At 63.8% G+C, this 14,035-nt stretch carries 11 protein-coding genes and 1 pseudogene; 11 read left to right on the top strand and 1 reads right to left on the bottom strand.

Going from position 1 to position 14,035, the window contains the following annotated elements; genetic code table 11:
• Position 1: 1 nt before the first annotated feature.
• The 8 genes from MESCI_RS12985 to MESCI_RS12950 all read left to right on the top strand — a co-directional run bounded on the left by MESCI_RS12985 (position 2) and on the right by MESCI_RS12950 (position 10,831).
• Positions 2-1,081, top strand: coding sequence for an amino acid ABC transporter permease (locus tag MESCI_RS12985; RefSeq protein ID WP_013530398.1), 1,080 nt, complete (start codon positions 2-4; stop codon positions 1,079-1,081).
• A gap of 12 nt (positions 1,082-1,093) precedes the next feature.
• Positions 1,094-1,852, top strand: coding sequence for an amino acid ABC transporter ATP-binding protein (locus MESCI_RS12980; RefSeq protein ID WP_013530397.1), 759 nt, complete (start codon positions 1,094-1,096; stop codon positions 1,850-1,852).
• A gap of 60 nt (positions 1,853-1,912) precedes the next feature.
• Complete coding sequence (locus tag MESCI_RS12975; RefSeq protein ID WP_013530396.1) at positions 1,913-3,337, top strand: FAD-binding oxidoreductase; 1,425 nt, start codon at positions 1,913-1,915, stop codon at positions 3,335-3,337.
• Positions 3,338-3,436: 99 nt separating this feature from the next.
• Positions 3,437-5,107 (top strand): thiamine pyrophosphate-dependent enzyme, encoded by a 1,671-nt coding sequence (locus tag MESCI_RS12970; protein WP_013530395.1) that lies wholly within the window; start codon positions 3,437-3,439, stop codon positions 5,105-5,107.
• Positions 5,104-7,200, top strand: a complete 2,097-nt coding sequence (locus MESCI_RS12965; RefSeq protein WP_013530394.1) for a hydantoinase/oxoprolinase family protein — start codon at positions 5,104-5,106, stop codon at positions 7,198-7,200. Before MESCI_RS12970 ends, MESCI_RS12965 begins: the two co-directional genes overlap by 4 nt.
• Complete coding sequence (locus MESCI_RS12960) at positions 7,197-8,816, top strand: hydantoinase B/oxoprolinase family protein (RefSeq protein ID WP_013530393.1); 1,620 nt, start codon at positions 7,197-7,199, stop codon at positions 8,814-8,816. The genes MESCI_RS12965 and MESCI_RS12960 overlap by 4 nt, the downstream gene beginning before the upstream one ends.
• Positions 8,813-10,015: a pyridoxal phosphate-dependent aminotransferase gene (locus MESCI_RS12955; protein WP_013530392.1), complete on the top strand. Its 1,203-nt coding sequence runs from the start codon at positions 8,813-8,815 to the stop codon at positions 10,013-10,015. Before MESCI_RS12960 ends, MESCI_RS12955 begins: the two co-directional genes overlap by 4 nt.
• A gap of 3 nt (positions 10,016-10,018) precedes the next feature.
• Complete coding sequence (locus tag MESCI_RS12950; protein ID WP_013530391.1) at positions 10,019-10,831, top strand: NAD-dependent epimerase/dehydratase family protein; 813 nt, start codon at positions 10,019-10,021, stop codon at positions 10,829-10,831.
• A 93-nt stretch (positions 10,832-10,924) separates the two neighbouring features.
• On the opposite strand, the gene MESCI_RS12945 is transcribed toward MESCI_RS12950, so the two are convergent.
• Entirely contained in the window at positions 10,925-11,293 is a 369-nt protein-coding gene (locus MESCI_RS12945) for a hypothetical protein (RefSeq protein WP_164919892.1), read from the bottom strand.
• Between the two features lie 238 nt (positions 11,294-11,531).
• On the opposite strand from MESCI_RS12945, the pseudogene MESCI_RS12940 reads away from it, so the two are divergent.
• From MESCI_RS12940 to MESCI_RS12930, 3 genes and pseudogenes are all read left to right on the top strand, one after another.
• A pseudogene (locus MESCI_RS12940) lies at positions 11,532-12,486 on the top strand (tyrosine-type recombinase/integrase).
• On the top strand, positions 12,408-13,601 hold the full coding sequence (locus tag MESCI_RS12935) for an IS91 family transposase (protein WP_013893907.1): 1,194 nt from the start codon (positions 12,408-12,410) through the stop codon (positions 13,599-13,601). Before MESCI_RS12940 ends, MESCI_RS12935 begins: the two are co-directional and overlap by 79 nt.
• A complete protein-coding gene (locus MESCI_RS12930) occupies positions 13,598-13,825 on the top strand; it encodes a hypothetical protein (protein WP_013530388.1) in 228 nt (75 codons plus the stop codon). The genes MESCI_RS12935 and MESCI_RS12930 overlap by 4 nt, the downstream gene beginning before the upstream one ends.
• The last annotated feature ends 210 nt before the right edge of the window (positions 13,826-14,035 follow it).

Here is a 14,035-nt window from a genome sequence, read left to right as displayed (position 1 = left end):
GATGGAGATGGTCATTGTCGCTCCACCCGCTCCCGGCAGGCTTGAGGATCTGAGGCGACGCTTCTTCGCGACGCCGCTTCAGGCGGTGGTGTCGCTGGCCTGTCTGACGATCATGGTCTTCCTGGTCTGGAAGCTGCTGAATTGGGCGGTTTTCTCGGCTGTCTTCACCACCAGCGGCGGGCCGGAAGCCTGCCAGGCGACAGCGGGAGCCTGCTGGTCGGTCATCGCAGCGAGATGGCGGATCATCTTCTTCGGCCTCTATCCCTACGAGGAACAATGGCGCTCGGCGCTGGCCTGCGTCGCCGTTGTGGTGATGACGGTGCTGAGCTGTATCCCGGCGTTCTGGACGGGCCGCCGGATCGCGCTGGTATGGGGAGCCGGAACAGGCCTTTTCTACGTATTGATGAAAGGCGGCGTGCTTGGCCTTGCCCATGTCGGCGAGGAAGCCTGGGGCGGGCTGGCGCTGACCCTGTTCATCTTCGTGACCACCTGCCTGATCGGTTTCCCCTTGGCGATCTGCCTGGCCTTGCTGCGCCGGTCGGAGCTGCCCTGGATTTCGCGGACCACCGGCCTCATCATCGACGGGGTCCGGTCGCTTCCGCTGATATCGATCCTCTTCACCTTTGCAGTGGTTCTGCCGTTCGCGCTGCCGCAATGGCTCCAGGGCGACAAGCTTTACCGCGTGATCCTCGGCTCCGCTCTGTTCTTCTCCGCCTATCAGGCTGAGATCGTGAGAGGCGGCATGCAGGGCGTTGCGACAGGACAGGAGGAGGCTGCCATGGCACTCGGCATGCGCTACTGGCAACGCATCAGCCGCATCCTCCTGCCTCAGGCCATGCGCAACGCAATGCCGGCCACGATCAACCAGTTCGTCATCTCGTTCAAGGAGACCTCGCTGGTGGTCATCGTCGGTTTCTTCGAGATCCTGGCTTCCGGCAATGCCGCCTATGGCACCGGCGAATGGCGCTTCGCCTATGTCGAAGTCTATGCCTTCATCGCCTTCATCTACTTCATCTTCGTCTTCAGCCTATCCCGCTATGGCGCCTTTCTCGAGCGCCGCATGTCGGTCAGCGAACGGTAAGGAGGCGTGCAGGTGATCTCAACCAATTCGACCGGTGAGCCGGCGCTCCGCATCGAAAACCTCGACAAATACTACGGCACGTTCCAAGCACTGCGCGGGATAAACCTTTCCGTACAACGGGGCGAAAAAATCGTCGTCTGCGGACCCTCCGGCTCCGGCAAATCGACGATGATCCGCTGCATCAACCGCCTCGAACAGCACAATGGCGGCCGCATCGCGGTGCTCGGGACCGAGCTCAACGACGATGTCGGCAATATCGACGAGATCAGGCGTGAAGTCGGCATGGTGTTCCAGCACTTCAACCTGTTCCCGCACATGACGGTGCTGGAGAACTGCATGATCTCCCCGATGATCGTGCGCAAGCAGCCGCGGGCGCAAGCCGAGGCAACCGCCCGCCACTACCTGGAGAAGGTGCGCATTCCCGAGCAGGCCATGAAATATCCCAGCCAATTGTCCGGCGGTCAGCAGCAGCGCGTCGCCATTGCACGCGCTCTTTGCATGCAGCCGCAGATCATGCTGTTCGACGAACCGACCTCGGCGCTCGATCCGGAAATGGTTTCCGAAGTGCTTGACGTCATGGTCACGCTTGCCTCGGAAGGCATGACGATGATCTGCGTGACGCATGAGATGGGCTTTGCGCGTCGCGTGGCGGACCGGGTGCTTTTCATGGACGGCGGCGAGATCCTCGAAGAAGCGCCTCCGGACGAGTTCTTCACCTCTTCCCGCAACGAGCGCACTCGACAATTCGTGTCGCAGGTGCTGGGTCATTGATTGGAAGCAACGATCCGGGACGTGTCGGACGGCACGCCCTCAGCTAACTCGGGTAAATCAATGACCGATCCCGCCACCGCGCTGCACGAGATTCTCGGGCCGAAGGGCTGGCTTTCGGGCCGGGATGCCGAGCCCTACCGGCGCGATTGGCTCAATCGCTACGGCGTCGCACCTCTTGGCGTTGCCAGGCCCGCGAATACGTCGCAGGTTGCCAGTGTCGTCAAACTATGTCGCGAGGCCGGACTGGCAGTCGTGCCGCAAGGCGGAAACACCGGGCTTTGCGGCGCCGCCGTCGCCGAGCAGCCGAATGCGGTGATCGTCTCGCTGTCACGCATGACGGCGATCGGGAAGCCGTATCTGGACAGCGGATCGATCGTCGTCGAGGCGGGTGTCGTGCTGGCCACGCTGCACGAGGCGCTGGAGCCGCATGGGCTGATGTTTCCAATGCATCTGGGCGCCGAAGGCAGCGCCAGGATCGGCGGCCTGATCGGCACCAATGCCGGCGGCAGCCAGGCTTTCCGATACGGCATGATGCAGGATCTCGTCCTGGGTCTCGAAGTCGTGACGCCTGATGGCGGGATTTGGGACGGACTGCGCGCGGTGCAGAAGGACAATGCCGGCTATCAACTGCGCAAGCTGTTCTGTGGCGCTGAGGGCACGCTCGGCATCGTCACGCGCGCGATCCTGCGGCTCTACCCCAAGCCTCGGCAGCAAGCGAGCGCCCTTCTGGTCCTGCCCGACTTTGCCGCCGCCGTTTCGTTCGGCGCCTTCCTGCGCGGCGAGGCCGGGGAATTCCTGACTGGCCTCGAGTTCTTCTCCGATGTGGGCCTGCGATTGGCGCTCAAGCACGTGCCCGACCTTGCCTACCAACTGGAGACACGGGGCGACGTCTATCTGCTGGTCGAACTGGCATCGGGGTCGTCACGCGTTCCCCTGGACGAGATCCTGGCTTCGGCTCTGGAATGGGGCATGGAACAGAGCCTGGTTAGCGACGGCGCGCTGGCGGCGACAGGTGCGCATCGCGCACAATTCTGGCGGCTGCGCGAGGAGCAACCGGAGGGACAAAGGCTGGAAGGCGAGCAACTCAAGCACGACATCTCCGTCCCTCCAGGTGCAATCGCCCGTTTCGTCGAGGCTGGCGCGAAGATCTGCGGCGGCATTCTTCCCGGTGTGCGGATAAACCCGTTCGGGCACCTCGGCGACGGAAACATCCATTACAATTTGTCTCCGCCGGAAGGTCGTGCCGATTTCGACGGCAAGGCCGAGCTGTTCGCAGAGGCGCTGTCATCTCTTGCCACTCAGATGGGCGGCAGCTTTGCCGCCGAGCATGGGCTTGGCCGGGCAAAGGTGGTCATGGCCGACCGCAATCGCGGCCTGGTGGAGCGAGAGCTCATGGCGCGGCTCAAAGGCGCGTTCGATCCGCTGGGCACGATGAACCCGGACGTCCTGGTTCGCGCCTCTCGGGAAAGAAAAACTTTCGAATAGACGGCATTTCTTGGTTTCGTCTCGATGCGCCAGCGTGCACGTATGAATCCGAAAGGCAGGCTCGATCCGCTTGCCGCCTGAATGAAGGAATGTCGCAGCATGATCCGCAATGGCGGTCGCCTTCTTGTCGAATGCCTGATCGCGCTCGGCGCGACCAAGAGTTTCGGTGTGCCGGGCGAAAGCTATCTGGCCGTGCTGGACGCGCTGCACGACACTCGTGGAAAGCTGGACTACGTGCTGTGTCGCAATGAAGGCGGTGCGGCATTCATGGCCTCGGCCTATGGCAAGCTGACGGGTTCGCCGGGCATCTGCTTCGTGACGCGCGGACCGGGTGTCGCCAATGCGTCCATCGGCGTGCACACGGCGATGCAGGACAGTTCGCCGATGATCCTGTTCGTCGGCCAGGTCGGCACCGACATGCGCGGCCGCGAAGCGTTTCAGGAAATCGACTACCGCGCGGTGTTCGGCACGATGGCGAAATGGGCGGTGGAGATCGACGCTGTCGAGCGCCTGCCGGAAATCATTGCCCGGGCCTGGACCACGGCGCTCACCGGGCGGCCAGGCCCGGTGGTGATCGCCCTGCCCGAGAACATGCTGACGACGCCGACCGATGTCGCGGCGCTCAGCGGGCCTGCCAGGGTGTTCGAGGCCGCGGCCGATGCCGATGCGCTGGCCGAGGCCCGGTCCATGCTGGCCGCCTCCAGCAGACCGGTCATCCTGATCGGCGGCGCCAACTGGTCAGCTGACGGGCGTGCCGTGCTCCAGGCTTTCGCCGAAACCTCCGACATTCCGGTGGTCGCGGCGTTCCGCTTCCAGGATCAGTTCGACAATGGCTCACCGGTCTTCGTCGGCGAGGCCGGTGTCGGCATGGTCCCGCATGTCAAGAAGCTGATCCGGGACGCCGATGTGATCCTGGCGATCAATGTGCGCTTCGGCGAGATGACCACGGATGGCTACACGCTGCTGTCCGTGCCCGAGCCGAAGCAGAAGCTGATCCATGTCCATGCTTCGGATCGCGAGATCGGCAAGATCTATGTGCCGGCGCTTGGCATCCATGCCGGGCCGAACGCCTTCGCCAAGGCGCTCTCGCCGGTCAAGGGCGACTGGGCCGCGTGGCGGTCGCAGGCACGCCAAAGCTATGAGGGCACGTTCACCGCGCCTGCCCAGCCGGGCCCGGTCGACATGGTCGAAGTCAGCCGCTGGCTGCGCGAAACGCTGCCCGACGACGTCATCCTCACCAGCGGCGCCGGCAATTTCACCGTGTGGCCAAACAAGTTCTTCAAGTTCGGGCCAAAGGCGCGGCTGCTTGCACCGCAATCCGGCGCCATGGGCTACGGCCTGCCGGCGGCCATCGCGGCCAAAGTGGCCTTTCCCTCACGCACGGTGGTCTGCTTTGCCGGTGACGGCGATTTCCAGATGAACTGCCAGGAGTTGGGGACGGCGATGCAGGCCGGGGCGCAGCCGATCGTCCTCATCCTGAACAACGGCATCTACGGGACCATCCGCGCGCATCAGGAGCGGCACTATCCGGCGCGCGTGTCGGGAACGAACATCGAGAACCCGGATTTTGTCGGCATCGCCCGGGCCTATGGCTTCCACGCCGAGCGGGTCGGCGCGACGGGGGAGTTCGCCGGCGCTTTCGGCAGGGCGCTGGCATCCGCGACCGGCGCGGTCCTGGAGCTGGATATTTCCCCGGAGGCGATCACGCCGCGTCAAACCCTTTCCCAAATGCGCGACGCAGCGCTCGCTTCGCATAAGGCCAACGCATGACCAGTACGGCAAATGACATCCGTCTCGGCGCGGATATCGGCGGCACGTTCACCGATATTGTGGTCGATGTGCGCGGCACGATCTTTTCCACCAAGATCCTGACCAACTATGCCGCCCCCGAACAGGCTATCCTCGACGGGATCGAGATCGTCGTGCGCGACGCCGGCATCACGCTGGCGGACCTCGACATCGTCATTCACGGCACCACGCTGGCGACCAACGCGCTCATCGAACGGCGTGGCGCCAAGACGGCATTGGTCACCACCGAAGGGTTTCGCGATGTCATCGAGATGCGCACGGAAAACCGGTTCGAACAGTATGATCTGAACCTGAAGCTGCCGCCGCCGCTGATCCCGCGCGAGCATCGCTATACGGTCAAGGGGCGCATCGGCGCGGACGGAAAGGAATTGCAGCCGCTGGACGAAGCAGCGCTCGACGAGATCGCCGACGGCATCGCCGCGGGCGGCTTCGGCGCCGTCGCCATCGGCTTCATCCATTCCTACATGAACCCGGGGCATGAGCAGCGGGCACGCGCGATCCTCGCCAGAAAGCTGGACATACCGATTTCCATCAGCGCCGAGGTCTCGCCGCAGATGCGCGAGTTCGAACGCTTCAACACGGTTTGCGCCAATGCCTATGTCCGGCCGCAGATGGCCGACTATCTGGTGCGCCTCCAGGTGCGGCTGAAGGAGATGGGGGCGAACTGTCCGGTGTTCATGATCCACTCGGGCGGCGGACTGATCTCGGTGGAAACCGCGTCCGAATTTCCGGTGCGCCTGGTCGAGTCCGGTCCGGCCGGCGGTGCCATTTTTGCGGCCGACGTGGCGCGGCGCTTCGACCTGGACTCCGTCGTCTCCTACGACATGGGCGGAACGACCGCGAAGATCTGCCTGATCGAGGACTATTCGCCGCGCACGGCGCGGACCTTCGAGGTCGCCCGCACCTATCGCTTCTGCAAAGGCTCCGGCATGCCGATCTCGATCCCGGTCATCGAGATGATCGAGATCGGCGCCGGCGGCGGCTCGATCGCCTGGGTCGACGCCATGGGCCGCATCCAGACCGGCCCGGAAAGTGCCGGGTCCGAACCCGGTCCCGCCTGCTACGGGCGTGGCGGCAGCCGCCCGGCCATCACCGATGCCGACCTGGTGCTGGGCAAGCTCGATCCCGACAATTTCGCCGGCGGCGCCATCAGGCTCGACACGCAGGCTTCCGAGCAGGCGATCACCCGCGATGTCGGCACCCGGCTTTCGCTCAATTCTGTTTCCGCCGCTTTCGGCATCTGCGAGGTCGTCGACGAGAATATGGCCAATGCCGCCCGCGTCCACGCGGTGGAAAACGGCAAGAACATCTCCGACAATGTCATGATCGCCTTTGGCGGTGCAGCGCCCCTGCATGCGGCGCGGCTGTGCGAGAAGCTTGGCGTCGAACAGTGCCTTGTCCCGCAAGGCGCCGGCGTCGGCTCGGCCATCGGCTTCCTCAAGGCGCCGTTCGGCTACGAGGCGCTGGCTTCCAAGCTGATGCGGCTGTCGCGCTTCGATGCATGCGAGGTGAATGCGCTGCTCGACGGGCTGAAGACGACCGCCGAGAGCTTCGTGCGAGCCGGCACGAACAATGCCATCACCCGCGAGATCACCGCCTTCATGCGCTATGCCGGCCAGGGATGGGAAATCCCGGTGCCGCTGCCCGACAGGGCGTTCAAGCCCGGCGACGAGGTGAGCCTCAAGGACGCCTTCCGGGACAATTATGCGCGCTTCTTCGGCCGTGCCATTGATGGCCTCGACGGATTGGAAATCGAGATCGTCACCTGGTCGGTCAAGGCGCAGGACGTGCGGCCGGCGCCCGCAAGGCACGAGATCACCATGGGGACCAGGACCGTCGCCGCTTCGCAAACGCGCGAGGTTTTCGATCCGGCGACCGGAACGGTCCAGGTTTCAGCCATCATCGAACGCGCCGACCTTTCGCCAGGGGATCGCATCAGCGGTCCGGCGGTGATCGTCGAGCGTGAGACGTCGACGGTCGTCACCACTCTCTTCGATGCCGCGCTACAGAGCGACGGTTCGATCCTCCTGATCCGCAAAGGGGTCCAGGCATGAGCGACATCTTGGAAATCCGCATGCAGGTGATGTGGAATCGCCTGATTTCGGTGGTCGAGGAACAAGCGCTGACCCTGTTGCGTACGGCCTTCTCCACGTCGGTGCGTGAATCGGGCGACCTGTCGGCCGGCGTGTTCAATCCGCGCGGCGAGATGCTGGCGCAGGCCGTGACCGGTACGCCCGGGCATGTGAACACCATGGCCGAGGCCGTGCTGCAGTTCATGAACGAGATCCCGCGCGAGGAGATGTACGAGGGCGACACCTATGTCACCAACGATCCCTGGAAAGGCACCGGCCATCTCCATGACATCACCATGGTCTCGCCCTCGTTCCTGAACGGCGAACTGGTGGCATTCTTCGCCTGCACCGCGCACGTGGTCGATGTTGGCGGACGTGGCTTCGGCGCCGACGGCAAGTCAGTCTACGAGGAAGGGATCCAGATCCCGATCATGAAGTTCGCCGAGCGCGGCAAGGTGAACCTCGATCTGGTGAAGATCCTGCGCGCCAATGTGCGCGAGCCGAACCAGGTCGTCGGCGACTTCTATTCGCTGGCCGCCTGCAACGAGGTCGGCCATCGCCGCCTGGTCGACATGATGAAGGAGATCGGCCTGGCATCGCTGGACAGGCTGGGAGAGTTCATCTTCACGCGCACGCATGACGCGACGCTGGAGCGCATCAAGGCGCTGCCGAAAGGCACCTGGTCGAACGAGTTGGTGACCGACGGCTACGATACGCCGGTCAAGCTGGTGGCAGCTGTCTCGATTGAGGACGACCATTTGAATGTCGATTTCTCCGGCACCGATCCGACAAGCCGATGGGGCATCAACGTTCCGATCATCTACAGCAAGGCCTATGCCTGCTACGCCCTGAAATGCGTCGTGGCGCCGGAGATCCCGAACAATGCGGCCTCGCTTGCTCTGTTCACTATATCGTCGCCGACCAACATCCTGAACGCCCCGCGGCCGGCGCCGGTCTCCCTGCGGCACGTCATCGGCCATATGGTGCCCGATCTGGTGCTGGGCGCGCTGGCCAAGGCGCTGCCGGGCCAGATCCTTGCCGAAGGGGCGGCGGCACTGTGGAACATCCACATCTCGGTCAGGCCGGTCGCCGGGAGCGATGGACGCCGCGCCGAGGTGCTGATGTTCAATTCCGGCGGCATGGGGGCCCGCCCGACGTTGGACGGGCTGTCCGCCACCGCCTTTCCGTCCGGTGTCCATACCATGCCGATCGAGGCGACCGAGCACACCGGGCCGATCGTCATCTGGCGCAAGGAACTGCGTCCCGATTCCGGTGGCGACGGGGAATTTCGCGGCGGTCTCGGCCAGATCCTCGAAATCGCAGCCACTGAAGGCCACGAGTTCGATTTTTCCGCCATGTTCGACCGGGTCAGGCATCCAGCCAAGGGGCGCGATGGCGGCAAGGACGGAACCGCCGGCATCGTCAGGCTCGACGATGGCACGCTGATGCGCCCGAAGGGCTGGCAGCACGTTCCGGCAGGGCGTCGTCTGGTGCTGGAACTTCCTGGCGGTGGCGGCTATGGCGATCCCTCCAGGCGCAGTACGGAGGCCCGGGCACAGGACGTGTCCAGGGGCTATATTTCGGAGAAAAGCCGATGAGCTACATTTCCTCGCGCCTGTCCGTGGTCAAGCCGTCGGCTTCGATGGCCGCCTCGCAGGCTGCCAAGGCGCTACGGGCCAAAGGCGTCGACGTCATCGACCTTGGCCTTGGCGAACCTGATTTTCCGACGCCTGCCCACATCATCGAAGCGGCCTATGCAGCCGCCAAAGCGGGCCAGACCCTCTACACCGCGGCAGCCGGCTCGCCGGAAGTGCGCGAGGCCGTGGCCGGGAAGTTCAGGCGCGAGAACGGACTGGACTACACGGCCGACGACATCGTCGTGGCCAACGGCGCCAAGCAGATCATCTTCAACGCGCTGATGGCGACGCTGGAACCCGGCGACGAGGCCATCCTGCCCGCGCCCTATTTCGTCTCCTATCCTGAGATGGTGAAGCTGCTAGGCGGCACGCCCGTCACGGTCGAATGCAGGGAAAGCGGCGGCTTCAGGCTGACGCCCGAACTCTTGGAAAAGGCGATCGGGCCGAGAACCAAGTGGCTGTTCCTGAACATGCCCGGCAATCCATCCGGAGCGGTCTACTCGGCCGACGATCTCAAGGCGCTTGGCGCTGTCCTTGCCAGGCATCCGCAGGTGCTCATCCTGTCGGACGAGATCTATGAGCACATCATCTTCGATAACCGCGAATTCGTATCCTTCGGCAAGGCCTGCCCTGACCTCAAGGACCGAAGCCTCATCGTCAACGGCGTGGCCAAGGCCTATGCGATGACCGGCTGGCGTGTCGGTTATGCAGCCGGCCCGGCACCACTCGTCAAGGCGATGTCGATCATCCAGAGCCAGTCGGTCACTTCGGTCTGCTCGATTGCCCAGGCGGCGACGGTCGCCGCACTGAATGGCCCGCAGGACGAGGTGGCTCGTTTCCGCGATGCATTCGAGGCGCGCAGGAACCTGGTCGTCGATGGCATAAGGCGCATCAACGGCCTGACGCTGCCGCCGCCGGAAGGAGCTTTCTATGCCTATATCGGTTGCGCCAGCCTGATCGGCCGCAGGACCCCAAAAGGCGTCATGCTGGAGGACGATACGGCGGTGGCGACCTATCTTCTGAACGAAGGCCGCGTGGCCTCGGTGCCGGGCACTGCCTACGGACTTTCACCCTATTTTCGTATCTCCACCGCCACCAGCGAGGAGGTGCTTGCCGAGGCGATCGCGCGGATCAACGCCGCCGTCGCGCAAGTGGAGTAGACCATGCCGCATTACGAACGCATCCTGATCACCGGCGCCGCCGGCCGGCTCGGCTCGGAACTGCGAAAGGGGCTGGTGCCGCTGGCAGAAACGATCCGCCTGGCGGGTCGTGAACCGTTCGGCGATCTTGCTTCTCACGAGGAAGAAGCGGTCTTCGATCTCGCCGACATGGAGGCTACACTTGCGGCCACCAAGGACTGCGACGCGATCGTGCATTTCGGCGGTGCGCCGCTTGAATGCGAATGGCAAACGATCCTGGATTCCAGCATTCGCGGATCCTACCACATCTACGAAGGCGCCCGGAAACACGGCGTGAAGCGGGTTATCTATGCTTCCTCGGTGCATGCCATCGGCTATCATGAAGTCGAAGCCCATATCGGCGTCGATGCGCCGGTGCGCCCCGACAGCCTCTACGGCGTGTCGAAGAATTTCGTCGAAAGCCTGAGCCGGCTCTACTGGGACAAGTTCGGCATTGAGACGGCTTGCCTGCGTATCTTCTCGTCCTTTCCCGAACCGGCCGACCGACGCATGCTGTGGTCGTATCTTTCCTTCGCCGACTGCGTTCGTCTGGTCGAAGCAGCACTGACGGCGCCGCGCGTCGGGCACACAATCTCGTTCGGCATATCCGACAACAAGCTGAAAATGGTCGACAACAGCGGCGCCAACCATCTGGGGTTCATCCCGCAAGACAGCGCCGAGCCATTCCGCGCAGCGGTCGAGGCGAAGACGCAGATTCCGGATCCCAAGGCGCCATCGGTGAAGTATCTGGGCGGGTGGTTCTGCGAGCTTGGCCATCCGGACGACAAGCGGGCGTAACTATCAAAAAACCAATCCGTTAGATGGCGAAGACGAAACATCCACCAACACCCCTACGGCTCCCTGCAATTCACGGCGACAGCCGAATAATGATCATGAAGCGCTTCCGGGACGTTCAGGCCAGGGCGACACCGGCGATCGTGCAAGACCGTAGGCTCCGGCGATCACCCCCATGCCTCCGATGTGCTTCTGGGGTTCGGTGACGTCTGCCATGTAGGCTTCCGCGATCACCTGTTCTGATGCAGGATCGTCTCGGCCGCAATGAAGCCCCAGGTTCCTGGCAGGGATTCGCATCTGGAAGAAGAATCCCGAGTCTTTGCGCCATAGATACGTCGCCCGCTCCAGGTGTGCGTTTCTGGATAAAAGGGCGATAATTACACAATATAATAAAAGATAGGCAATGGTGGGCCCGGAGGGCCAACGAAAATCGTTGATTTTGTTGAATTTTTCCTGGGCCAACATCTGAGAGCTTTCCGTATCGTTCCGCATGCTCCCTTGGCAGTGAACTGTGGCTAACTTCGTTTTGCGGACGTTCGGAGACATGCTCCGGAATGACCGCATTTGGGCCGGAGAACGAACCCACTGCGCGGGAGGGGTGCCTGCGGTTGAGGTAGAGATCAAGACCCGGTCGTCGCGCTCGCGTTGAGCCTCGTTCGGCTGGAGCAGAGCATGGCGGGCTTCTTCAACAAGGAGCCTGACCATGCACCATCCAGTTCTCGAAGCTTCGATCAGCCCGCTGCGCCAGCGACTGATCGACGACATGAACATGCGGCGCTTCTCACGCGAGACGCAGCGCAACTATCTCCGCGACATTGGACGCCAGGCCACATTCCTCGGGGGATTCACCAGACACCGCGACCGCCGACGACCTGCGCAGGTTCCAGATCGAGCAGCAGGAGGACGGCGTTCCCGTGCCAACGATGAACAGCATCGTGTCGGCGCTGCGCTTCTTCTTCACCCAAACGCTCGACCGCCCGGACCTGGCGCGCAGGCTTGTCCGGCTGGCGCATCCGCGCAACCTGCCCGTGGTGCTCAGTCGCGACGAGGTCGCCCGGCTGCTCAACGCCACCACCTGCCTCAAGCACCAGGCCGCACTGTCGGTCGCCTATGGCGCGGGCCTGCGCGTCGCCGAGGTGTCGATGCTGAAGGTCACCGACCTCGACAGCGAGCGCATGCTGCTGCGCGTCGAACGCGGCAAAGGCGGGCGCTATCGCAACGCCATGCTCTCGGAGGACCTCCTCAGGCTTCTGCGTGAGTGGTGGAAGGTCGGACGTCAGCAGGGCGTGATGCACCGCGATGGCTGGCTGTTCCCCGGACAGCACGCGATGAAGCCGATCAGCACTCGGCAGCTCTATCGCATAGTCGTCGAGGCGGCGCAGGCCGCCGACATCGCCAAGCGGGTCGGGCCGCACACGCTGCGCCACAGCTTCGCCACCCACTTGCTGGAGGACGGCACCGACATCCGGATCATCCAGGTCCTGCTCGGGCATGCCAAGCTCAACAACACCGCACTCTACGCGAAGGTGGCGACCCGAACGGTGCGCACGGTTACGAGCCCGCTCGACAAGCTTGGCCTATTCAAGCCGGGAGAGATCTCGCCCGACAGTTCCTTGCTGCCGGCCCCGCTTACCGGGCTGCCCATGCAGGTCACCTGAGCCTCGCCCAGCTCAAGGTCATGTCGGCGATCGAGTATTGCCGAACCGCAGCCCTTGGCGGTCACGTGGAGGCTTGCGAGGACTGCGGCCAATGGCGGATCGCCTACAACTCCTGCCGCAACCGGCACTGCCCGAAGTGCCAGGGCGCGGCCGCACGGACGTGGTTGGCCGAGCGAGAGGCCGACCTGCTGCCGGTCGGCTACTTCCATGTCGTGTTCACGCTGCCCGCCGAGGTCGCCGACATCGCGTTCCAGAACAAGGCGCTCGTCTACGACCTGCTGTTCAAGGCGGCAGCGGAGACGATGCTGACGATCGCTACGGATCCGAAGCATCTCGGCGCGCGCATCGGCATCACCGCCGTCTTACACACATGGGGATCGGCGATGACGCACCATCCGCATGTCCACATGATCGTGCCGGGCGGCGGCATCGCGCCGGACGGAAGCCGGTGGGTCTCGTCGCGCCCGGCCTTCCTGCTCCCGGTGAGGGTTCTCGGCAAGCTGTTCCGTCGCCTGTTTCTCACCCGGCTGGTCGCGCTGCACGAGGCGGGCCGGCTCAGCTTCTTCGGATCGATCGCGCACCTGATCGAGCGGCGGGCATTCCTCCGCCGCCTTACTGCCGTGCGGAAGAAGCGCTGGGTGGTCTACGCCAAGGCCCCGTTCGCGGGGCCGGAGGCGGTGCTCGCCTACCTGTCGCGCTACACGCACCGGATCGCGATTTCGAATAGCCGGCTGATCGCCTTCGACAAGAGCGGCGTCACGTTCCGCTACAAGGATTACCGCCGTGACGGCCCCGATCGGCAGCAGGTCATGACACTCGCTACCGACGAGTTCATCCGCCGATTCCTGCTCCACATCCTGCCACGCGGCTTCCATCGCATCCGGCACTACGGCCTGTTCGCCGGTTCCGCGCGCAAGGCCAGCCTCGCGCTGGCGCGCGAACTGCTGAACGTTGCTCCACCGTCGGAGGAAGACAACTCGGTAGAACCGACTGACTTCCGTCCGCCATGCCGATGCTGCGGCGGACGCATGATCATCATCGAGACGTTCGAACGGTGGCGACAGCCGCGTGGACCGCCGGACTCCACGGCGACGAACCGGGAGAACTCTCCATGACCCGGCATGGCATGCTCCAGCGTTCAGCCGCAGGCGCCCAGCGTCTGGCAACGGACCCACGCGTGTCCGTGGTGATCATCGACGCCGAACGGGTCGCGTCCGGCCGCGCGACGAGCCGACAATACCACGTGGCTGAAAGGCGAAACCGTCCGTCCGCATCAAACCCGCTTGCCGGCGGCGGTCGCGCCATCGCCGACACCAGCCGCAAATCGAAATCCACATAGCCATCGACTGTGGCCCACGGGTTCCTTCCTCGGGGACTTTCGTACGCCTGCCGGCGCCCGAAACTCTGAGCGGACCGTCTAGTTTCGGGCGGGACAGCGCCAAAGCTGCCTTTGGCTCCTGACCTCAGCTTGCACCTTGCCACCTTTCAAGATCAATTTGGCGTGCACTCCCCTAGAACTCTCGGTATTGTGACAGCGTAAATGAGCTTA

It is taken from the genome of Mesorhizobium ciceri biovar biserrulae WSM1271 (assembly GCF_000185905.1).
Lineage (GTDB): Bacteria > Pseudomonadota > Alphaproteobacteria > Rhizobiales > Rhizobiaceae > Mesorhizobium > Mesorhizobium ciceri.
Note: the sequence above shows the minus strand (reverse complement) of the source record. Positions and strands in the feature narration are given on the sequence as shown.

Bases quoted from the DNA above. Each gene is read 5' to 3' on its own strand.
- MESCI_RS12950 (WP_013530391.1), top strand. From the start codon at position 10,019: ATGCCGCATTACGAACGCATCCTGATCACCGGCGCCGCCGGCCGGCTC.
- MESCI_RS12960 (WP_013530393.1), top strand. From the start codon at position 7,197: ATGAGCGACATCTTGGAAATCCGCATGCAGGTGATGTGGAATCGCCTG.
- MESCI_RS12945 (WP_164919892.1), bottom strand. From the start codon at position 11,293: ATGTTGGCCCAGGAAAAATTCAACAAAATCAACGATTTTCGTTGGCCC.
- MESCI_RS12975 (WP_013530396.1), top strand. From the start codon at position 1,913: ATGACCGATCCCGCCACCGCGCTGCACGAGATTCTCGGGCCGAAGGGC.
- MESCI_RS12930 (WP_013530388.1), top strand. From the start codon at position 13,598: ATGACCCGGCATGGCATGCTCCAGCGTTCAGCCGCAGGCGCCCAGCGT.
- MESCI_RS12955 (WP_013530392.1), top strand. From the start codon at position 8,813: ATGAGCTACATTTCCTCGCGCCTGTCCGTGGTCAAGCCGTCGGCTTCG.
- MESCI_RS12985 (WP_013530398.1), top strand. From the start codon at position 2: ATGGAGATGGTCATTGTCGCTCCACCCGCTCCCGGCAGGCTTGAGGAT.
- MESCI_RS12965 (WP_013530394.1), top strand. From the start codon at position 5,104: ATGACCAGTACGGCAAATGACATCCGTCTCGGCGCGGATATCGGCGGC.
- MESCI_RS12970 (WP_013530395.1), top strand. From the start codon at position 3,437: ATGATCCGCAATGGCGGTCGCCTTCTTGTCGAATGCCTGATCGCGCTC.